Source organism: Kitasatospora sp. NBC_00070, from assembly GCF_045041205.1.
In the GTDB taxonomy this organism is placed as follows: domain Bacteria; phylum Actinomycetota; class Actinomycetes; order Streptomycetales; family Streptomycetaceae; genus Kitasatospora.
On the sequence record NZ_CP108247.1, the window covers coordinates 3,915,482 to 3,935,903 of the forward strand.

Genomic DNA, 20,422 nt, shown 5'->3' on the forward strand with positions numbered 1-20,422 from the left:
CCCACCGTGCGGCACGCCGGGACCGGACGGCGATCACCCGAATGCAGCGGGCCCCGAAGGCTGGAACAGCCTTCGGGGCCCGCTGATTCCGGTTCCCGAACAGGGGACCGAAGGTGGCTCAAAACAACCGACGGAGCGTCAGTCCTCTTCCGCCAGGGTGAGCTCGATGCCGCCGGTGAAGCCGGCCGCGGTGTTGTAGATGAAGGCCGAGAGGGTGGCCAGCGCGGTCATCAGCACCACGTCCACCACCGCGATCAGGGTGGTGAACATCATCACCTTGCCGAAGCCGACGTAGTCCATCAGGTCGACGGACCCGGTGGAGTCGTTGCCGGTGACCTCCTTCAACGTGCTCGCCAGCGAGTCGAAGACCCCGAGCGCGTCCAGCGTCATCCAGAGCACCGCGGTGGCCACGATGACGACCACGCCGACGGCCAGCGACAGCAGGAAGCTGACCTTCATCACCGACCAGGGGTCGGCCTTGGTCACCCGCAGCCGGGCCTTGCGGACCCGGCCGACCGGCGCCGCCGGGCCGGGACGGCGCGCCGCAGCACCCGCACCCGCCGCCGGAGCGGCCGGCCCGGGCGGGCCCGTCCGGGTGCCCCGGGGCGGCGTGGGCTGCCCCTTGGTGTACGTGGTCGGCGTCGAGAAGCCGGCCGGGGCCGGCTGCTGCGCGGGCGGCTGCGAGGCCGAGCCGTACCCACCACCGCCACCGGGACCGGCGGCGACCGGCGGCATCAACGAGGTCGAGGCGGCGGAGTCACCCCCTACCGGAGGTGCACCGGCCGGGCGCGGCGGCACCCCGGGCAGTCCACCGGTCGCGCCGCCGGCTCCACCGTACGAACCGCCGCCCGGCAGTCCGCCCCCGGTACCGCCCGCAGCACCCGTGGCTCCACTCACCCTGGTCCTCCCGCAACTCACCCAGCAGGTCGGGTGGTCACCGGCCTGCTCGTTTCACCTGCTCCAGCGCCCGGCCGGATTGCCCGGTACTGGTCAGTGGCCGGTGCCCGTCCACGAGGGTCGGGCACCGGCCACCAGGGCTCGCGATCAGGCCTGTTCGGCCACGTCGTCAGCCGTGGTCACACCGTCTGCGGCCTCGGAGGTGTCGGGGGCAGTGCCCTCCTCCTCCAGGACCTCCTCATCGTCCGCCTCCGCGTTGCGGGCCATGCCCACCACCGCGTCGCGCTTTCCGAGGTTGATCAGTTGGACGCCCATCGTGTCACGTCCGGTTTCACGAACTCCGGAAACCCTGGTCCGGATGACACCACCCGAGAGGGTGATCGCCATGATCTCGTCGGTCTCCTCGACCACCAGGGCCCCGACCAGCGAACCCCGACCCTCGACGATCTTCGCCGCCTTGGTGCCGAAACCGCCCCGGCCCTGGACACGGTACTCGTCCACGCCGGTGCGCTTCGCGTACCCACCGTCGGTGGCGGTGAAGACGAAGGTGCCGGGCCGGACCACGTTCATCGAGAGCAGCTCGTCGTCCTCGCGGAACGCCATGCCCTTCACCCCGGAGGTGGCCCGGCTCATCGGCCGGAGCGCCTCGTCGGTCGCGGTGAACCGGATCGACTGGGCCTTCCTCGACACCAGCAGCAGGTCGTCGTCGGCGGAGACCAGCTCGGCGCCGATCAGCTCGTCGTCCCGGCCGTCCTCGATCTCCCGCAGGTTGATCGCGATCAGACCGCCGGAGCGCGGCGAGTCGTAGTCCTTCAGCGGGGTCTTCTTCACCAGACCGCCCCGGGTGGCCAGCACCAGGTAGGGCTTGTCCTCGTAGGTGCGGACCGCCATCACCTGGGTGATGTGCTCCTCCGGCTGGAAGGCCAGCAGGTTGGCCACGTGCTGGCCGCGGGCGTCCCGGCCGGCGTCCGGCAGCTCGTAGCCCTTGGCCCGGTAGACCCGGCCCTTGTTGGTGAAGAACAGGATCCAGTTGTGCGTGGTGGTCACGAAGAAGTGGTCGACGAGGTCGTCCTGCTTCAGCTGCGCACCCCGGACGCCCTTGCCGCCGCGCTTCTGCGAGCGGTAGAGGTCCGAGCGGGTGCGCTTGACGTAGCCGCCCCGGGTGATCGTGACGACGATGTCCTCTTCGGCGATCAGGTCCTCGACCGACATGTCGCCGTCGAACGGGATCAGCGTGGAACGCCGCTCGTCGCCGTACTTCTCGACGATCGCGGTCAGCTCCTCGGAGATGATCTCGCGCTGGCGGGACGGCGAGGCCAGGATCGCATTGTACTCGTTGATCTTGGCCTGCAGCTCGTCGTGCTCGCTCTGGATGCGCGCGCTCTCCAGCGCGGCCAGCCTGCGCAGCTGCATCTCCAGGATCGCGTTGGCCTGCAGCTCGTCGATGTCGAGCAGGCCCATCAGGCCGCTGCGGGCCGCGTCCGCACTGTCCGAGGCCCGGATCAGCGCGATCACCGCGTCGATCTGGTCCAGCGCCTTGAGCAGGGCGCGCAGGATGTGCGCGCGCTCCTCGGCCTTGCGCAGCCGGAAGGTGGTCCGGCGGACGATGACCTCGACCTGGTGGTTGACCCAGTGCCGGATGAAGGCGTCCAGCGACAGCGTGCGCGGCACCCCGTCGACCAGGGCCAGCATGTTGGCACCGAAGTTGGTCTGCAGGTCGGTGTGCTTGTAGAGGTTGTTCAGCACCACCTTGGCGACCGCGTCGCGCTTGAGCACGACCACCAGGCGCTGGCCCGTCCGGCTGGAGGACTCGTCCCGGACGTCGGCGATGCCGGCCACCCGGCCGTCCTTCACCAGGTCGGCGATCTTCAGCGCCAGGTTGTCCGGGTTCACCTGGTACGGCAGCTCGGTGATCACCAGGCACTGCCGGCCCTGGATCTCCTCGACCTCCACCACCGCGCGCATGGTGATCGAGCCGCGGCCGGTCCGGTACGCGTCCTCGATGCCCCGGCGGCCGACGATCAGCGCACCGGTCGGGAAGTCCGGCGCCTTGATCCGCTCGATCAGCGCCTCCAGCAGCTCCTCGTTGGAGGCGTCCGGGTGCTCCAGCGCCCAGAGCGCGCCGGAGGCGACCTCGCGGAGGTTGTGCGGCGGGATGTTGGTGGCCATGCCGACCGCGATGCCGGTGGCACCGTTGATCAACAGGTTGGGGATGCGGGCCGGCAGGACGGTCGGCTCCTGCGAGCGGCCGTCGTAGTTGGCGGCGAAGTCGACGGTCTCCTCGTCGATGTCCCGCATCATCTCCATGGCCAGCGGCATCATCTTGCACTCGGTGTACCGCATCGCGGCGGCCGGGTCGTTGCCCGGGGAACCGAAGTTGCCGTTGCCGTCCACCAGCGGCATCCGCAGCGACCAGGGCTGCGCCAGCCGGACCACGGTGTCGTAGATCGAGGTGTCGCCGTGCGGGTGGTAGTTGCCCATCACGTCGCCGACCACGCGGGCGCACTTGTAGTAGCCCTTCTCGGGCCGGTAGCCGCCGTCGTACATCGCGTAGAGCACCCGGCGGTGCACCGGCTTGAGGCCGTCGCGCACCTCGGGCAGCGCCCGGCTGACGATCACGCTCATCGCGTAGTCGAGGTACGAGCGCTGCATCTCGGTCTCGAGCTCGATCGGCTCGACCCGGGACACGAAGGTGTCGGTGGAGAGAGTGTCCGGCTGCTCGCCGTCAGGACGGTTTTCGTCGACCACTGCTGGTCAGTTTCCTTTCACGCGGACTGGAGGTGTGCTGAGGGTGCGTCACACGTCCAGGAAGCGGACGTCCTTGGCGTTGCGCTGGATGAAGGACCGGCGGGCCTCGACGTCCTCGCCCATCAGGACCGAGAACAGGTCGTCGGCCCGGGCCGCGTCCTCCAGGGTGATCTGCTGGAGCAGCCGGTGCGCCTGGTCCATGGTGGTGATCCGGAGCTCCTCGGCGTTCATCTCACCGAGACCCTTGAACCGCTGGATGGCGTCGTCCTTGGGCAGCCGGCGCCCGGCGGCGACCCCGGCCGAGATCACCGCGTCGCGCTCCCGGTCCGAGTACACGTACTCGAAGTCGTCCTTGCCCCACTTGATCTTGTACAGCGGCGGCATCGCCAGGTAGACGTAGCCGCCCTCGACCAGCGGACGCATGAAGCGGAACAGCAGGGTGAGCAGCAGGGTGCGGATGTGCTGCCCGTCGACGTCGGCGTCCGCCATCAGGACGATCTTGTGATAGCGGAGCTTCGACTCGTCGTAGTCCTCCATGATCCCGCAGCCGAAGGCCGAGATCAGCGCCTGGACCTCGGTGTTCTGCAGCACCTTGTCGATCCGGGCCTTCTCGACGTTCAGGATCTTGCCGCGGATCGGCAGGATGGCCTGCACCCTCGGGTCACGGCCCTGCTTGGCCGAGCCGCCGGCCGAGTCGCCCTCGACGATGAAGATCTCGCACTCGGCCGGGTCCTTGGACTGGCAGTCGCTCAGCTTGCCCGGCAGCGAGGCCGACTCCAGCAGACCCTTGCGGCGGGTCAGGTCGCGCGCCTTGCGGGCGGCGACCCGGGCGGTGGCCGCCTGGATCGACTTGCGGATGATGTCCGAGGCCTCGGTGGGGTTGCGGTCCAGCCAGTCGTTCAGCTGCTCGTGCACCACCCGCTGGACGAAGGTCTTGACCTCGGTGTTGCCCAGCTTGTCCTTGGTCTGGCCCTCGAACTGCGGCTCGCCGAGCTTGACCGAGATGATCGCGGTCAGACCCTCGCGGATGTCCTCGCCGGAGAGGTTGTCGTCCTTCTCCCGGAGCAGCTTCTTGTCCCGCGCGTAGCGGTTCACCAGGCCGGTCAGCGCGGCCCGGAAGCCCTCCTCGTGGGTACCGCCGCCGTGCGTGTGGATGGTGTTCGCGAAGGAGTAGACGCTCTCCGTGTAGGAGGTGTTCCACTGCATCGCGATCTCCACCGAGATCGTCTTCTCCTTGTCCTCCGCCTCGAAGTCGATCACCGAGGGGTGGATGACGTCGCCCTTGCGGGAGTTCAGGTGGGTGACGAAGTCGGCGATGCCGCCGTCGTAGCGGTACGTGATGGTGAGCGGCTTGCCCTCGTCGTCCGCGTGCTCCGGGCGCTCGTCGGTCAGCGAGATCGACAGGCCCTTGTTCAGGAAGGCCATCTCCTGGAACCGGCGGGAGAGCGTCTCGAAGGAGTAGACCGTGGTCTCGAAGATCTCCGAGTCGGCCCAGAAGGTCACCGTGGTGCCCGTCCGGTCGACGTCCTCGTGCTTGGCCAGCGGCGCGGTCGGGACACCCGACTTGTACTCCTGCGTCCAGCGGGCGCCCTCGGTGAGGATCTCCACCGCGAGGCGGGTGGAGAGCGCGTTCACCACCGAGATGCCGACGCCGTGCAGACCGCCGGAGACGGCGTAGCCGCCCCCGCCGAACTTGCCGCCCGCGTGCAGGACCGTCAGCACGACCTCGACGGCCGGCTTGTCCTGGCCCGGCATGATGCCGACCGGGATACCACGGCCGTTGTCGGTGACCCGGACGCCGCCGTCGGCCAGGATCGTCACGTCGATGGTGTCGGCGTGCCCCGCCAGCGCCTCGTCGACGGAGTTGTCCACGATCTCCTGCACCAGGTGGTGCAGACCGCGCTCACCGGTCGAGCCGATGTACATGCCCGGGCGCTTGCGAACGGCGTCGAGGCCCTCCAGGACCTGGATCGCGTTGGCGTCGTACGCCCCACGGGCGTCGACGGGCACGGACGCCTGGTCGGTCGGGTCTGGGGTCTGGCTGGAGTTGCCGGAATCGGCCACGAAGCGCCCTCTCTGGCACAGCGCGGGCCGCAGACCTGCCCATCGGGCGGGCGAGCCTGCGACCACGGCGTTTCGACTCGGTTGCTACGCGCAACAGTGTTTGGCTCTCAGTCTACCGGTAGGACTGACATAGATGGCCGTTTGGCAGCCTCAGAAGGCAGATGAGCCGCCCTGAATACCCTCGGGACATGTCCCGATACTCGCCAGGGGGGCTCAGAGCGCTCAAAAGGGCCGTCAGCGGTTCCGGAGGATCAGCTTCCCTTCGGCACCGGGGCTACCCCCAGGTGTCGCCCGGCCCCTTGCTCCCCGGGGCCCGCAGCCGGCCGTACCCGCGCTGCGGCGCGGCCGGCCCCAGCACCTTGATCACCTTGACCGTGCCGTGCCCCAGCTCGTGGTTCAGCCTGGCCACCAACTGACGCGCCAGCAGCCTGAGTTGGGTGGCCCACGCGGTGGAGTCGCACTGCACGGTGAGCACCGCCTCGGCCTCCGCGTACTCCTTCGGCACACAGTGCGCCGCGATGTCCGGACCGACGATCTGCGGCCAGCGGCCCATCACCCCGCCCACTGCGGCCGGCGCCTCCCAGCCCCGCTCGGTGATCAGCCTGGTCAGGGCCGCCCCCAGCGGCACCGGATCGCGGCCGTCCGCGCGCGCCCCGCTGCGCAGTCCGTGCCGCTTCGCCTCGCGCTTCTCCCTGACCTGCTCGCCCCGCTGCCTGGCCTGCTCCTTCGCCGCGCGCAGCGCGACCCGGGCCAGGTCCACGCCCGAGAGCTCCGGTGTCTCGCCCATGGCGGCACTCCTTTTCCCCAGGCTGTGGATGAAGTTTCCAGAGTACGGCCTCGGGACGACGGCGCCCCTACGGGTCCAGACGGGTCACCGTGCCGTCGGCCACCGCGTAGCGGGCACCGGCCAGCGCCTTCGGCACGTCCTCCGGGACGGCGGCGGTGACCAGCACCTGTTCCCCCCCGGCCACCAGTTCGGCCAGCCGGTCCCGGCGGCGGGCGTCCAGCTCGGCGAAGACGTCGTCCAGGATCAGCACCGGCTCGCCGCCGTCCGCCTTCAGCAGCTCGTACGAGGCCAGCCGGAGCGCCAGCGCGTACGACCAGGACTCCCCGTGGCTGGCGTAGCCCTTGGCGGGCAGCGGGCCGAGCCGCAGGCCCAGTTCGTCGCGGTGCGGGCCGACCAGGGTCAGGCCGCGGGCCACCTCCTGCGGGTGGGCCTGCCGGAGGGCCTCCAGCAGTTGCTGCTCGGCCTCCTCCCGGCTGCCCGGCAGCGCGCCCTCGAAGGAGCTGCGGTACTCCAGCACGGTCTCCCCGCCGCCGGGGGCCAGTTGCTCGTACGCCTGCGCCACCAGCGGCTGCAGGGCGGCCACCAGCTGGAGCCGAAAGGCCGTCAACTCGGCGCCGGCCCGGGCCAGATGGCCGTCCCAGATCTCCAGCGTGGAGAGGTCGGCGCCCTTGCCGCCGCCCCGGCGGGCCTGGGCGGCGGTCTTCAGCAGGGCGTTGCGCTGCTTGAGCACCCGCTCGTAGTCCTGCCGGACCCCGGCCAGCCTGGGGGCACGGGCGGTCAGCAGCTCGTCCAGGAAGCGGCGGCGCTCACCCGGGTCGCCCTTCACCAGAGCCAGGTCCTCGGGAGCGAACAGCACCGTCCTGAGCAGGCCGAGCACGTCCCGGGGACGGACGTTGTCGGATCGGTTGATCCGGGCCCGGTTGGCCTTGCCCGCGGTGATCTCCAGCTCGACCAGGGTCGACCGGCCGTCCCGCAGGATGCTGGTGCGGACCACCGCCCGCTCGGCACCGAGCCGGATCAGCGGGGCGTCGGTGGCCACCCGGTGGCTGCCCAGGGTGGCCACGTAGCCGATCGCCTCGACCAGGTTGGTCTTGCCCTGGCCGTTCGGGCCCACGAAGGCCGTCACGCCGGGGTCGAGGGGCACCTCGGCCCCGGCGTACGAACGGAAGTCGGCGAGCGACAGGTGCGCGACATGCATGGGGGTGAACTGCGCTCGCCTTCTGGTGAGTTACTTGGACTCGACCGCGTGGCCGCCGAACTGGTTCCGGAGCGCGGCGATCATCTTCATCTGCGGGGAGTCGTCCTGCCGGGAGGCGAACCGGGCGAACAGCGAGGCGGTGATCGCGGGCAGCGGCACCGCGTGGTCGATCGCGGCCTCGACCGTCCAGCGGCCCTCACCCGAGTCGGCGGCCCAGCCCTTGAGCTTGGCCAGGTGCTCGTCGTCGTCCAGCGCCCGGACGGCCAGGTCGAGCAGCCAGGAGCGGATCACGGTGCCCTCCTGCCAGCTGCGGAAGACCTCGCGCACGTCGGTGACCTCGGGGGCCGCCTCCAGCAGCTCCCAGCCCTCGGCGAAGGCCTGCATCATCGCGTACTCGATGCCGTTGTGGACCATCTTGGCGAAGTGGCCCGCGCCGACCTTGCCCGCGTGCACCGCGCCGAAGTCGCCCTCGGGCTTGAGCGCGTCGAAGACCGGCTGCACCTTGGCCACGTCGGCGGCCTCGCCGCCGAACATCAGCGCGTAGCCGTTCTCCAGGCCCCAGACACCGCCGGAGACGCCGCAGTCGACGAAGCCGATGCCCTTGGTGGCCAGCGCCTCGGCGTGCTTGACGTCGTCCGTCCAGCGCGAGTTGCCGCCGTCGACCACCACGTCACCGGGGGAGAGCAGCTCGGCCAGCTGGTCCACGGTGTCCTGGGTCGGGCCGCCGGCCGGGACCATCACCCAGACCACGCGCGGGGCCTGGAGCTTGCTGACGAGCTCCTCGAGGCTGTCCACGTCGGCGAGTTCCGGGTTGCGGTCGAAACCGATGACGGTGTGCCCTGCGCGGCGGATGCGCTCGCGCATGTTGCCGCCCATCTTGCCGAGACCGATGAGGCCGAGCTCCATGACAAGTCCTTACCTGTGGTGACGTGCCTGACGGCGGCGCCGTTGCCGCACAGGCTGAGCCTACGCCGGGAACCAGCGCGGCCTCCCCTGACCGCGGCCGGTCGGGGGAGGCCGTCCACAGCCTGTGGAGGCCGGTCAGCCGGAGAGCCGGACCGGCATGATCAGGTACTGGTACGCCTCGTCTGCCTCGGCATCCACCGCCGGACGACCGCTCAGCAGGGCCGGCTTGGTGGCGGTGGTGAAGCTCAGCTGTGCGTACGCGGAGTCGATGGCCTTGAGGCCCTCCTCCAGGTAGCCGGGGTTGAAGGCGATCGAGATGTCGTCACCTTCGAGGTCGGCCTCCACCCGCTCGGTCGCCTGGGCGTCGTCGCCGGAGCCGGCCTCCAGGGTGAGCACACCCTGCTCGAAGCTCAGCCGGACCGGGGTGTTCCGCTCGGCCACCAGGGAGACGCGCTTCAGCGCCTCCAGGAACGGCTGGGTCTGGATCGCGGCGACCGCGCTGAACTCGGTCGGGAACAGGCTGCGGAACTTCGGGAACTCGCCCTCCAGCAGGCGGGTGGTGGTCCGCCGGCCGGCCCCCTCGAAGCCGATCAGGCCCTCACCGGCGCCGCCGGAGGCGAGCGCGATGGAGACCGTGTCGCCGCTGCCGAGCGACTTCGCGATGTCCTGCAGGGTCTTGGCGGGCACCAGGGCGACCGCCGAGATGTCGGCCTGCTCCGGCTTCCACATCAGCTCGCGGACCGCGAAGCGGTAGCGGTCGGTGGCGGCCAGGGTGATCTTGTCGCCCTCGATCTCCACCCGGACGCCGGTGAGCACCGGCAGGGTGTCGTCCCGGCCGGCCGCGACGGCGGCCTGGCTGACGGCCGAGGCGAAGACCTCGCCGGAGACCGTGCCGGTCGCGGTGGGCATCTGCGGCAGCGACGGGTACTCGTCCACAGGCAGGGTGGGGAGTGTGAACCGCGAGGAGCCGCAGACCACGCTGACCCGCATGCCGTCGGTGGAGATCTCCACCGGCCGGTTGGGCAGGTTGCGCGAGATGTCGTTCAGCAGCCGGCCGGAGACCAGCACCGTGCCCGCCTCCTCGACCTCGGCCGCCAGCTCGACCCGGGCCGAGACCTCGTAGTCGAAGCCGGAGAGGGCCAGGCTGCCGTCCTGCGCCGTCAGCAGCAGGCCGGCCAGCACCGGCACCGGCGGCCGCGCCGGGAGGCTGCGGGCAGCCCAGGCCACCGCCTCCGCGAGGACGTCACGCTCCACCCGGAACTTCACCGGTAACCGCCTCCTGGGTCCTGCTGTTGTCAGCGTCTTGATCGTCTGGCCGGACCGGACCCGCTGGGCTGAGCCCGCTCGGCTCCGGTTGCCGGAGAACAGTCTCTCCTACTCCACCGACAGACGGGGCACACGGGCGGAAGCAACCCGAACAGATGTCGCGATCCGGTTGTCCACAGATTTCGGCCCACCCCACGATTAAGCATGTTCAGGGGTCTATAGGTGTAGTGGTAGTAGTAGGGCTTGTGGATACCGTGGATAACCTCGTTTTCGCAGGTCAGACCCGGTTTTTTGTCCACAGTGCCTGTGGACCCCGAGTGTGGACAACCGGGCCCTGCTGTGGACGACCGAGCGTTACCCACAGGGCACTCTCGGTATCCACAGGTTATCCCCAGGTCCGTCCCCAGATCATGGACCGGTTATCCACGGGCTCCGGTCAACGTCACGTGACGGCTTTCACACCGCCCGGTGAACGGGCAGCCAATGTTGTCGAACTGTGGACGTCGCTGTGGAGAACCTGGGGATAACCGCCCTGGTCCTGGGGACAAGCGGTGGACAACCCATTCGGCCCCCTGGCGGCCCGTCAACTGTCCACAGCCTGTGGATAACTGTTGTGCACAAGTACACAGGGGTCTGACCTGCGTCGAAGAGCGTAGCGGCGCCCGGCCTGTGGAGGAATTCTGGATAACTCGGGGCTCCCCAGGCTGTGGACGGGGAAAAACCACCCGATCCTGTGGATTGCGGCCCTACGGCTCCGAGCTGTTCGAATAGCTGGTCAGTTGTTCGGCGTGGCAGCCGGCCTGGCGGAGCGTCAGTCGGTGGATTACTGCCCGACCGGCGACCGCTCCACACCTGTTTTCGCCCGCCTGGCCCCCGGCCGGCCCGCTCGTCGCGTCCCGGACCCCGGAGCGGGCCGCAGGGCGGCGGGTACGCCGAAGGGGAGCCAGCGGCCGCTGACTCCCCTTCAAGGACCCGGTGGTGCCCCGGGCTCAGCTCTTGATGCGGTTGGTGAGCTCGGTGACCTGGTTGTAGATCGAGCGGCGCTCGGCCATCAGCGAGCGGATCTTCCGGTCCGCGTGCATCACCGTGGTGTGGTCCCGGCCGCCGAACTGGGCGCCGATCTTCGGCAGCGAGAGGTCGGTGAGCTCCCGGCAGAGGTACATCGCGATCTGGCGGGCCGTCACCAGCACCCGGCTGCGGGAGGAACCGCAGAGGTCCTCCACGCCCAGGCCGAAGTACGCGGCCGTCTGCTGCATGATCACCTGCGCGGTGATCTCCGGCCCCGCGTCCTCGTCGCCGCCGGGGATCAGGTCCTTCAGGACGATCCCGGCCAGCTCCAGGTCGACCGGCGCCCGGTTCAGGTTGGCGAACGCGGTGACCCGGATCAGGGCGCCCTCGAGCTCCCGGATGTTCCGGGTGATCCGGGACGCGATGAACTCCAACACGTCGGCGGGAGCGTTCAGTTGCTCCTGGATCGCCTTCTTCCGCAGGATCGCGATCCGGGTCTCCAGCTCCGGCGGGGTGACGTCGGTGATCAGCCCCCACTCGAAGCGGTTGCGGAGCCGGTCCTCCAGGGTGATCAGCTGCTTGGGCGGCCGGTCGGAGGAGAGCACGATCTGCTTGTTGGCGTTGTGCAGGGTGTTGAAGGTGTGGAAGAACTCCTCCTGGGTCGACTCCTTGGACGCCAGGAACTGCACGTCGTCGACCAGCAGGATGTCCATGTCCCGGTACCGCTTGCGGAAGGCGTCGGCCTTCCCGTCCCGGATCGAGTTGATGAACTCGTTGGTGAACTCCTCCGAGCTCACGTACCGGACCCGGGTGCCCGGGAACAGGCTCCGCGAGTAGTGCCCGATCGCGTGCAGCAGGTGGGTCTTGCCCAGACCGGACTCGCCGTAGATGAAGAGCGGGTTGTACGCCTTCGCCGGGGCCTCGGCCACCGCCACCGCGGCGGCGTGCGCGAAGCGGTTGGAGGCGCCGATCACGAAGGTGTCGAACAGGTACTTGGGGTTCAGCCGGGCGGCCGGCTCGTCCTTGCGCGAGCTGCCGCCGGCCGGGGGAGCGCCGGGCGGGGCGGGCACCCCGGGGCTCGGCGTCCGCTCGGCCGGGCCGCCGCGCCCGGGCGGCCCCGACTGCGGCCGGACGTCCGGGAGTTGGGAACCCTGCTCGGACTGCCCGAGCGGCGGCCGGGACGGCACCCGGCGGATCGGGGCACTCCCCGGCTGGGCACCGTAGGCGCCGCCGAACAGATCGTCCTGCCCGCTCTCCCGGCCCGGGTAGCCGGACTCCCAGCCACGGTTCTCCGGCCCGGCCTCGGCGGCCGTCCAGGACGACTGCTGCTCGCCGCCGCCGTACGGCGCCGGGCGCTGCTGGTAGCCGGCGGTGTCGTAGCGGCCGCGCTCGTAGCCCTGCTCGGACGGCGTCTCGTACGGCCGGGAGTAGCCCTCCTGGGGCTGGTAGCCGTCCTGCTGCGACGGGTAGCCGTCCTGGTTCTGGGACGGCCAGCGGCCGGACTCCTGCGGCCGGCCGTCGTACCCGGCGGGCTCCTCGCGGTACGGCGGCCGGGGCGGCCACTCCTCGGCCGGGGCCTGCTCGGCGGACTGCTCCGCCGGGGCCTGCGGCGCGGGCGGCGGCACGGCGTTGGCGTCCACCATCACGGCGATCCGGACCGGTCGGCCGAAGCCCCGGCTCAGTTCCTCGGTCAGCGGCGGCAGCAGCCGGCCCTCGAGCACCTGCTTGGCCCGCTCGTTCGGGGCCGCCAACAGGGCGGTGTCGTGCATCATCCACATCGGCTGGGTGCGCCGCAGCCACATCTTGTCGCTGTCCCCGACGTCCGGGTCGTTGACCAGCCGCTCGACGACCCTCGCCCAGACCGCGACGAGATCGCTGTTGACATCAGCCACTGGTGCACGCTTTCTCGTTCCCCGGAGCGGGGGTCTCAAAGGACTCGGGTACCGGTCCGATCCAGACGAACAAACCCGACAAGTCCTGCAACGGTAGTCAGCCGACTGGGCTGATTCAAGTTGTTGTCCACAGGCTGTGGGTAGGGCGGTCGGGTGACCGGGTCGGATCGGGCGGTGTCGGTGCCGGCCTTGCGGCGCTTGGCCTCTATCATGATCGGACAGCCGTCGTGGGTGATCCGGCGGGCCGGTGACCACCACCCGGTTTGACCCCCCGCACCCGTCCCGCGTACCGTGACCAGGTCGAGTTGTCGATGGCCGCTGCCGCATGTCCGCGGGTCCGCCCGCATCCATAAGGCGCGCAGCACGGGCGCCGTGGATCGCCTCAACCCCCAGCCGACCTGGGATGTTGAGGCCGGATTTCCCATCCAGGGGAGATCACGCGGACGCACGGTGACGGCCAAGCGATTTCCCGTCATCCTACGATTCACCCCAGGAGCCCCCGAGTGAGCAAGCGCACCTTCCAGCCGAACAACCGTCGTCGCGCGAAGACCCACGGCTTCCGGCTGCGGATGCGTACCCGCGCCGGCCGCGCCATCCTGGCGACCCGCCGCGCCAAGGGCCGTACCAACATCTCCGCCTGATTCGCGTCTAAGGGACTGCAGTGCTGCCCTCCGAGAATCGGCTGCGGCGGCGCCAGGACTTCGCGACCGCGGTCAAACGTGGTCGTCGGGCCGGTCGGCCCCTGCTGGTCGTCCATCTCAACAGAGACGGACAGCCAGCGGGACCGACCGACCGGAACAGCGACTCCCGCCCGCACGTCGCCGAGGGGCTTCCTTCGGCGCGTGCGGGTTTCGTCGTGAGCAAGGCCGTCGGTCCGGCGGTCGTGCGCAATCTGGTGAAGCGGCGTCTACGTCATCTGGTACGCGAGCGTCTGTCCGAGCTGCCCGCAGGTAGCCTGATCGTGGTGCGCGCACTGCCCCAGGCCGGGGCGGCCACGTACCGGGATCTCGAACAGGACCTGGACGCGGCGCTACGGCGGTTGCTCCGGGTGGAGCCGACCGGCGGCGCGCCGACGGGAGCAGGGCGATGAAGTATCTGCTGATGGGGCTGATCAGGCTCTACCAGTGGACCATCAGTCCCCTGCTCGGCCCGGTCTGCCGCTACTACCCGTCGTGTTCGCACTACGGGTACGAGGCGGTGCGGTCGCACGGGGCGATCAAGGGCAGCGGGCTGACCGCCTGGCGCATCCTGCGCTGCAACCCCTGGTCCCCCGGTGGGGTCGACCACGTACCGCCGCGCAAGCACCCGGTGTGGCATCGCCGGCTGCGCGATCTGCTGAGCCCCACGAGCGGGACCGCCGAGCCGGAGCCGGTGGCGAAGCCCGATGTCCAAGGAGTCTGACCGGTGACCTTCGGTTTTCTGAGTCCCCTCTACACAGCGGTGTCCTGGATCATCGTCCAGTTCCACTCGCTGTACAGCCACGTCTTCGACCCGAACGGTGGCTGGGCCTGGGGTCTCGCCATCGCCTCGATGGTGGTCGTCATCCGGATCTGCCTGATCCCGCTGTTCGTGAAGCAGATCAAGGCGACCCGGGCCATGCAGGCGATCCAGCCGAAGATGAAGGCCATCCAGGAGCGCTACAAGAACGACAAGCAGCGCCAGTCCGAAGAGATGATGAAGCTGTACAAGGAGGCGGGCACCAACCCGTTCTCCAGCTGCCTCCCCATCATCGTCCAGGCGCCGTTCTTCACCGCGCTCTACGGTGTGCTGGCCTCGGTCGCCAACGACAAGACCATCGGTGTCATCACCCCGACGCTGCTGAACAGCGCCCAGCAGGCGCACATCTTCGGCGCCCCGCTGTCGGCCACCTTCCTGGGCAGCACCGAGATCAGTGTCAAGATCGTCACGGCCGTGATGATCATCCTGATGTCGCTGTCGCAGTTCATCACCCAGCGTCAGCTGATGACGAAGAACATGGACCTCACGGTCAAGACGCCGTTCATGCAGCAGCAGAAGATGATGATGTACATCTTCCCGATCATGTTCGCCGTGATGGGCATCAACTTCCCGGTCGGTGTGCTGGTCTACTGGCTGACCACCAACGTCTGGTCGATGGGTCAGCAGCTGATCGTCATCCGCAACAACCCGACGCCCGGCAGCCAGGCGTGGACCGAGCGGCAGGCCCGCCTGAAGAAGGCCGGCCGGCTGAACCCGGACGGTTCGGTGAAGAAGGCCGGTCTGCTGGCGACGATCTCCGGTGGCGGCGGCAAGAGCGCAGCGGCCGCCAGTGCCGAGGAGGCCGTCCAGGAGGCCGTGCAGGCGCGTCGGCAGCAGCCGAAGAAGCTGACCAAGTCCCAGCGTCAGCAGGGTGTGGGCGGCACGTCCACCGCCGAGGCGGAGAGCGCGGCCGAGGACGCCAAGCCGAGCCTGGAGAAGTCCGCGCCGGCCGACGCGAAGCCCGCCGCGGCCAAGCCGACGGCGGCCAAGGGCGGCGGCCAGCGGCAGCAGCCCAAGCGCACCGGGCAGCCGGGCCAGCGGCCGAAGAAGAAGCCCTGACCGGTCCGGTCCCGGCCGTAACGGCCCACTGATCTTCGTTCTCGGCCCCACCCGAGGGCCCATTCCAGAAGGAGTCCAGCAGTGACGGACGGCACCATCGCCACCGACAGCCCGGCCGCCGACACCCTCGTTGCCCGCCTGGAGCAGGAGGGCGACATCGCGGCCGACTACCTCGAGGGTCTGCTCGACATCGCGGACCTGGACGGCGACATCGACATGGACGTCGAGGGCGACCGGGCCCTGGTCTCCATCGTCGGCGAAGGCAACGACCGCTCGCTGCAGCGGCTGGTCGGCCAGGACGGTGAGGTGCTGGAGGCACTCCAGGAGTTGACCCGGCTGGCCGTGCACCGGGAGACCGGTGAGCGCAGCCGCCTCATGCTGGACATTGCCGGGTTCCGGGCGCGCAAGCGGGCGGAGCTGGCCCAGCTGGGCGCGGAGGCGGCCGAGCAGGCGAAGTCCTCCGGTGAGCAGGTCAAGCTGCGCCCGATGACGCCGTTCGAGCGCAAGGTGGTCCACGACGCGGTGGCCGCGGCGGGGCTGAGCAGCGAGTCGGAGGGCGAGGAGCCCCAGCGTTGCGTGGTCGTGCTGCCGCGCTGACCCGCAGCAGGTCGGTCCGACGACCCCGTCCGCCTGGTGCGGGCGGGGTCGTCGTCCGCTCGGGCCCGGCGGACGGCCGGCCGGGCGGACGGGCTGAACGGGCGTCATGAGTGCGCTGTTTCACGTGAAACGGCTCCTGCGTGACACAGTGGTTGCCAGCGTGGGTGTGGTGCAGACGGTGAGCGGAGAGGCAGAGATGGACACGGACGGCGTGCAGACCGAGGGAACCCCCGAGGAGGGCGGTCCGGGAGGTCTGCCGGAGGCTCCGGCGGTGGCCCGGGAAATCTTCGGGGACCGGTTCCCGATGGCCGTGCGCTACACCGAGCTGCTGGCCACGGCGGGAGTGCAGCGCGGTCTGATCGGTCCGCGGGAGGTGCCCAGGCTCTGGGACCGGCACGTGCTGAACTGCGCGGTGCTGGCCGAGCTGCTGCCGTCCAACGCCTCGCTCTGCGACGTCGGTTCGGGCGCCGGGCTGCCGGGTATCCCGGTGGCGCTGGTCCGCCCGGACGTCTCGGTGACCCTGCTGGAGCCGCTGCTGCGCCGGACCACCTTCCTGGAGGAGGTGATCCGGGAGCTCGGTCTGGAGAACGTCACGGTGGTGCGCGGCCGGGCCGAGGAGATGATCGGCAAGCTCGCGGTGGACATCGTGACCGCCCGCGCGGTGGCCCCGCTGGACCGGCTGGCGGGCTGGGGCCTGCCGCTGCTCCGGCCGTACGGGCAGATGCTGGCCCTCAAGGGCGACACCGCGGAGCAGGAGCTGTCCGACTCGCGGTCGGCGCTGACCAAGCTGGGTGCCGTGAAGTGGTCGGTGCTGGCGGTCGGCGAGGGTCTGCTGGAGACCTCGACCCGGGTGGTCCGGGTGGAGGCGGGGGAGAGCCCCGGCGGGGTCAAGGCGGCGACCCGGCGGGCCCGGGCCGCCCGGGCCGGGCGCGGTGGCCGGCCGGCCGAGACCGGCCGGGGCGGCGCCGGCGGGCGGCGTCGGCGCTGACCCGGTGGCCCCGGGGCGCGGCGAACGGCCCAGTGCACTGACGGAGCGGGTACCCGGACGGGTGCCCGCTCCGGTGCGTCCGGGGCGGTCGGAGTGTCGCACCGTCAGATTTCCGACATTGTGGGCATGGTGTTTCACGTGAAACGTCGCTCACTGCTTTCCGGAATCCTTGGCCGCAGCCGGGCGGTGACTGTTGCCGCTCCGGTTTCACGTGAAACACTGACCCCCATGCAGGACTCGGAGACCATCGACCACGTCGATGACACGCCCATCGCACGGGCCGCCATGGCCGCGGTGGCGGCTGCCGGACGGGCCGGTGAGGGGCTGCCCAGGCCCGCCTCGACCCGGGTGATCGTGGTGGCCAACCAGAAGGGCGGGGTGGGGAAGACCACCACCACCGTCAACCTCGCCGCCGCACTGGCCATGCACGGGCTGCGCGTCCTGGTGGTCGACCTCGACCCGCAGGGGAACGCGTCCACCGCGCTCGGCATCGACCACCACGCCGACGTGCCGTCGATCTACGACGTGCTGGTCGAGGGCAAGCCGCTGGCCGATGTGGTGCAGCCGGTCCGGGACGTGGAGGGGCTGTTCTGCGTGCCCGCCACCATCGACCTGGCCGGCGCCGAGATCGAGCTGGTCTCGCTGGTGGCCCGGGAGAGCAGGCTGCAGCGCGCGATCACCGCGTACGAGCAGCCGCTGGACTACATCCTGATCGACTGTCCGCCCTCGCTCGGGCTGCTGACGGTCAACGCCCTGGTGGCCGGTCAGGAGGTGCTGATCCCGATCCAGTGCGAGTACTACGCGCTGGAGGGGCTGGGCCAGCTGCTGCGGAACGTCGAGCTGGTCCGGGCGCACCTGAACCCGACCCTGCACGTCTCCACCATCCTGCTCACCATGTACGACGCCCGGACCAGGCTGGCCGCGCAGGTGGCCGAGGAGGTCCGGACACACTTCGCCGAGCAGGTGCTGAACACGGCGATCCCGCGTTCGGTGCGGATCTCCGAGGCACCCAGTTACGGGCAGACCGTGCTGACCTACGACCCGGGTTCCACCGGGGCGCTCTCCTACCTGGAGGCCGGGCGGGAACTCGCCCTGCGGGCCGCCGGGTTGGCGGCGGACGGTTCGGCGGCACCCGCGGTGGGGCAGCAGCGCAACGGCGCGGCGGCCCCGATGGCACAGCACGGCAGCACGATGGAGGACAACCGGTGAGTGGTGGGCGCAGGGGCCTGGGGCGCGGGCTCGGAGCACTGATTCCGGCGGCGACGCCGGCCACCGGGGCGACGGTGGCGCCGGCCCGGACGGAGCCGTCGCCGGACCGGACGGCCGGTGCGCTCTCGCCGTCCGCCGTCCCGGTGCTGCCGACCGACCGGGGCACGGTGGCCGCCAAGGTGGCGGCCGAGATCGCCCGGGACCAGTCGGGGCTGCCCCGGCGCGGTGTGCTGGAAGAGGCGCTGGCGCCGGTGGAGGGGGCCCGGTTCGCCGAGCTGCCGCTGGACTCGATCTCGCCGAACCCGCGCCAGCCGCGTGAGGTCTTCGACCAGGACAAGCTGGCCGAGCTGGTCGCCTCCATCAAGGAGGTGGGCCTGCTCCAGCCGGTGGTGGTCCGGCAGACCGGTGCGGACCGCTACGAGCTGATCATGGGCGAGCGGCGTTGGCGGGCCTCCCGGGAGGCCGGTCTCGACCTGATCCCGGCGATCGTCCGGGCCACCGACGACGACAAGCTGCTGCTGGACGCGCTGCTGGAGAACCTGCACCGGGCCGAGCTCAACCCGCTGGAGGAGGCGGCCGCCTACGACCAGCTGCTGCAGGACTTCTCCTGCACCCACGACGTGCTGGCCGACCGGATCGGCCGCTCGCGCTCGCACGTCTCCAACACCCTGCGGCTGCTGAAGCTCTCGCCGACTGTCCAGCGCCGGGTGGCCGCCGGGGTGCTGACGGCGGGTCACGCCCGCGCGCTGCTCGGGGTGCCGGACGCCGAGCGGCAGGACCAGCTGGCCCGCCGGATCATCGCGGAGGGGCTCTCGGTGCGGACCACCGAGGAGATCGTCGCGGTGATGGACAAGGACGAGAAGCCGCAGCGCCCGATCGGGCCGAAGGCGGGCCGGCTGCTCTCGCCGGCCTTCAACGACCTCTCCGAGCGCCTCTCGGACCGCTTCGAGACCCGGGTCAAGGTCGAGGTCTCGCAGCGCAACGGCAAGCTCGGCAAGGGCAAGGTGGTGCTGGAGTTCGCCTCGGTGGAGGACCTGAACCGGATCCTGGACAGCCTGGCGCCGGGGGACGAGGGACTCCGGCTGTCCGGCAGCTGAGGCGGTCCGCGGTGCCGGGTTGCCGGTCCGTTCCGATGGGTGCATGTTTCACGTGAAACATGCACCCATCGTCGTTCGTCGTACGGGGAGAGCCGCTCGGTGCTGACGGTCCGTCGGGGGGCCGTGGAGGAGGGATGAGTCATGGGGCGCAGGATCGCTCCGCTGACCTTGGACAACCTGGGGGATCTTCCGCTGCCCTGCCGCTCCTGTGTGTTCTGGGAGCTGGATCCGGTCAGTGCCAGGGCGGCCGAGGAGAGCGGGAAGCCGGAACTGGAGAAGGAGGGGTGGATCTCGGCCGTCCTGCTGGAGTGGGGCTCCTGCGGCCGGGTGGTCTACGTGGACGAGCTGCCGGTCGGCTACGTGCTCTACGCCCCGGCGGCGTACGTGCCGCGCTCCTCGGCCTTCCCGACCAGTCCGGTCTCGCCGGACGCGGTCCAGCTGATGGTCAGTCGGCTGCTGCCGGGCTACCAGCGGCAGGGGATCGGCCGGGTGCTGGTGCAGACCGTGGTGAAGGACGTGGTCGGCCGGGGGTTCAAGGCGATCGAGGCGATCGGCGCGGCCGGCCGGGACACCCCCAGCTGCCTGCTCCCGGCGGACCACCTGCGGGCGGTCGGCTTCAAGACCGTCCGGCCGCACCACCGGTACCCCCGGTTGCGGCTGGAGGCCCGCACCACGCTGTCCTGGAAGGGCGACGTGGAGGTGGCCCTGGAGCGGTTGCTCGGCGGGGCCAGGGGCGGGGCCCGGCAGGAGCCGGCGCTGCGGCCGTTCTGACGCCAGGTGGTCCCGACGGGCAGACGACGAAGAGAGGGGCCCCGGAGGGGCCCCTCTCTTCGTACGGTGTGCTGCCTGCCGGGACTAGATGTACTCGGCCAGCTCGCGAAGCAGCGCGGCCTTCGGGCGGGCACCGGTGATGCTCTTCACCAGCTCGCCGTTCTGGTACACGTTGAGCGTCGGGATGGAGATCACGCCGTACTGGGCGGCAGTGCCCTGGTTGGCGTCGACGTCGAGCTTCGCGATGGTCAGCTTGTCGCTGTGCTCGGTCGCGATCTCCTCCAGGATCGGGGCGACCTGACGGCACGGGCCGCACCAGGTGGCCCAGAAGTCGACCAGGACGGGCTTGTCGCTCTTGAGGACCTCTGCGTCGAAGGTCGCGTCGGTCACGGTGATGGTGGCGCCGGCCACGGGAGCTCCTAAGGGTCAGAACGAGGT

Annotated in this window: 18 protein-coding genes; 9 read left to right on the forward strand and 9 right to left on the reverse strand. The window is 70.4% G+C overall.

Going from position 1 to position 20,422, the window contains the following annotated elements:
* Positions 1 to 138: 138 nt before the first annotated feature.
* The 8 genes from OHV05_RS18165 to dnaA all read right to left on the reverse strand — a co-directional run bounded on the left by OHV05_RS18165 (position 139) and on the right by dnaA (position 12,766).
* On the reverse strand, positions 139 to 735 hold the full coding sequence (locus OHV05_RS18165; protein ID WP_405018625.1) for a DUF3566 domain-containing protein: 597 nt from the start codon (positions 733 to 735) through the stop codon (positions 139 to 141).
* A gap of 309 nt (positions 736 to 1,044) precedes the next feature.
* Positions 1,045 to 3,645: a DNA gyrase subunit A gene (gene gyrA / locus OHV05_RS18170; protein WP_405018626.1), complete on the reverse strand. Its 2,601-nt coding sequence runs from the start codon at positions 3,643 to 3,645 to the stop codon at positions 1,045 to 1,047.
* 48 nt (positions 3,646 to 3,693) lie between these two features.
* The gene (gyrB, locus tag OHV05_RS18175) at positions 3,694 to 5,709 is read right to left on the reverse strand and encodes a DNA topoisomerase (ATP-hydrolyzing) subunit B (protein ID WP_405018627.1); all 2,016 of its coding nucleotides are present in this window, start codon (positions 5,707 to 5,709) and stop codon (positions 3,694 to 3,696) included.
* 274 nt (positions 5,710 to 5,983) lie between these two features.
* Positions 5,984 to 6,496 (reverse strand): DUF721 domain-containing protein, encoded by a 513-nt coding sequence (locus OHV05_RS18180; protein WP_057228603.1) that lies wholly within the window; start codon positions 6,494 to 6,496, stop codon positions 5,984 to 5,986.
* A 67-nt stretch (positions 6,497 to 6,563) separates the two neighbouring features.
* Entirely contained in the window at positions 6,564 to 7,694 is a 1,131-nt protein-coding gene (gene recF, locus OHV05_RS18185; RefSeq protein WP_405018628.1) for a DNA replication/repair protein RecF, read from the reverse strand.
* 30 nt (positions 7,695 to 7,724) lie between these two features.
* Positions 7,725 to 8,600 (reverse strand): phosphogluconate dehydrogenase (NAD(+)-dependent, decarboxylating), encoded by an 876-nt coding sequence (gene gnd, locus OHV05_RS18190; protein ID WP_403040189.1) that lies wholly within the window; start codon positions 8,598 to 8,600, stop codon positions 7,725 to 7,727.
* A 135-nt stretch (positions 8,601 to 8,735) separates the two neighbouring features.
* Complete coding sequence (gene dnaN / locus OHV05_RS18195; protein WP_403040192.1) at positions 8,736 to 9,866, reverse strand: DNA polymerase III subunit beta; 1,131 nt, start codon at positions 9,864 to 9,866, stop codon at positions 8,736 to 8,738.
* A gap of 989 nt (positions 9,867 to 10,855) precedes the next feature.
* Positions 10,856 to 12,766, reverse strand: coding sequence for a chromosomal replication initiator protein DnaA (gene dnaA / locus OHV05_RS18200; protein WP_405018629.1), 1,911 nt, complete (start codon positions 12,764 to 12,766; stop codon positions 10,856 to 10,858).
* Between the two features lie 503 nt (positions 12,767 to 13,269).
* On the opposite strand from dnaA, the gene rpmH reads away from it, so the two are divergent.
* The 9 genes from rpmH to OHV05_RS18245 all read left to right on the forward strand — a co-directional run bounded on the left by rpmH (position 13,270) and on the right by OHV05_RS18245 (position 19,984).
* Positions 13,270 to 13,407 carry a 50S ribosomal protein L34 gene (gene rpmH, locus OHV05_RS18205; protein WP_035799375.1) on the forward strand — a complete coding sequence of 46 codons (138 nt, stop codon included), beginning with the start codon at positions 13,270 to 13,272 and terminating at the stop codon, positions 13,405 to 13,407.
* Between the two features lie 20 nt (positions 13,408 to 13,427).
* Entirely contained in the window at positions 13,428 to 13,856 is a 429-nt protein-coding gene (gene rnpA / locus OHV05_RS18210) for a ribonuclease P protein component (protein WP_403040198.1), read from the forward strand.
* Positions 13,853 to 14,167, forward strand: coding sequence for a membrane protein insertion efficiency factor YidD (gene yidD, locus OHV05_RS18215; protein ID WP_403040200.1), 315 nt, complete (start codon positions 13,853 to 13,855; stop codon positions 14,165 to 14,167). Before rnpA ends, yidD begins: the two co-directional genes overlap by 4 nt.
* Before the next feature lie 3 nt (positions 14,168 to 14,170).
* Entirely contained in the window at positions 14,171 to 15,322 is a 1,152-nt protein-coding gene (yidC, locus tag OHV05_RS18220) for a membrane protein insertase YidC (protein WP_405018630.1), read from the forward strand.
* 81 nt (positions 15,323 to 15,403) lie between these two features.
* Positions 15,404 to 15,919 (forward strand): protein jag, encoded by a 516-nt coding sequence (locus OHV05_RS18225; RefSeq protein WP_405018631.1) that lies wholly within the window; start codon positions 15,404 to 15,406, stop codon positions 15,917 to 15,919.
* Positions 15,920 to 16,115: 196 nt separating this feature from the next.
* Positions 16,116 to 16,907, forward strand: coding sequence for a 16S rRNA (guanine(527)-N(7))-methyltransferase RsmG (gene rsmG / locus OHV05_RS18230; RefSeq protein WP_405018632.1), 792 nt, complete (start codon positions 16,116 to 16,118; stop codon positions 16,905 to 16,907).
* A gap of 126 nt (positions 16,908 to 17,033) precedes the next feature.
* Positions 17,034 to 18,116 (forward strand): ParA family protein, encoded by a 1,083-nt coding sequence (locus OHV05_RS18235; protein WP_405018633.1) that lies wholly within the window; start codon positions 17,034 to 17,036, stop codon positions 18,114 to 18,116.
* Positions 18,113 to 19,213 (forward strand): ParB/RepB/Spo0J family partition protein, encoded by a 1,101-nt coding sequence (locus OHV05_RS18240; RefSeq protein ID WP_405018634.1) that lies wholly within the window; start codon positions 18,113 to 18,115, stop codon positions 19,211 to 19,213. Before OHV05_RS18235 ends, OHV05_RS18240 begins: the two co-directional genes overlap by 4 nt.
* Before the next feature lie 141 nt (positions 19,214 to 19,354).
* Positions 19,355 to 19,984: a GNAT family N-acetyltransferase gene (locus tag OHV05_RS18245; RefSeq protein ID WP_405018635.1), complete on the forward strand. Its 630-nt coding sequence runs from the start codon at positions 19,355 to 19,357 to the stop codon at positions 19,982 to 19,984.
* A gap of 84 nt (positions 19,985 to 20,068) precedes the next feature.
* Here OHV05_RS18245 and trxA read toward each other — a convergent pair whose 3' ends face one another.
* Positions 20,069 to 20,395 carry a thioredoxin gene (gene trxA, locus OHV05_RS18250; protein WP_403040213.1) on the reverse strand — a complete coding sequence of 109 codons (327 nt, stop codon included), beginning with the start codon at positions 20,393 to 20,395 and terminating at the stop codon, positions 20,069 to 20,071.
* Positions 20,396 to 20,422 lie beyond the last annotated feature (27 nt).

Coding starts and splice junctions, on each gene's coding strand:
- gnd (WP_403040189.1), bottom strand. CDS start 8,600: ATGGAGCTCGGCCTCATCGGTCTCGGCAAGATGGGCGGCAACATGCGC.
- rsmG (WP_405018632.1), top strand. CDS start 16,116: ATGGACACGGACGGCGTGCAGACCGAGGGAACCCCCGAGGAGGGCGGT.
- OHV05_RS18165 (WP_405018625.1), bottom strand. CDS start 735: ATGCCGCCGGTCGCCGCCGGTCCCGGTGGCGGTGGTGGGTACGGCTCG.
- OHV05_RS18245 (WP_405018635.1), top strand. CDS start 19,355: ATGGGGCGCAGGATCGCTCCGCTGACCTTGGACAACCTGGGGGATCTT.
- yidD (WP_403040200.1), top strand. CDS start 13,853: ATGAAGTATCTGCTGATGGGGCTGATCAGGCTCTACCAGTGGACCATC.
- OHV05_RS18235 (WP_405018633.1), top strand. CDS start 17,034: ATGGTGTTTCACGTGAAACGTCGCTCACTGCTTTCCGGAATCCTTGGC.
- recF (WP_405018628.1), bottom strand. CDS start 7,694: ATGCATGTCGCGCACCTGTCGCTCGCCGACTTCCGTTCGTACGCCGGG.
- OHV05_RS18180 (WP_057228603.1), bottom strand. CDS start 6,496: ATGGGCGAGACACCGGAGCTCTCGGGCGTGGACCTGGCCCGGGTCGCG.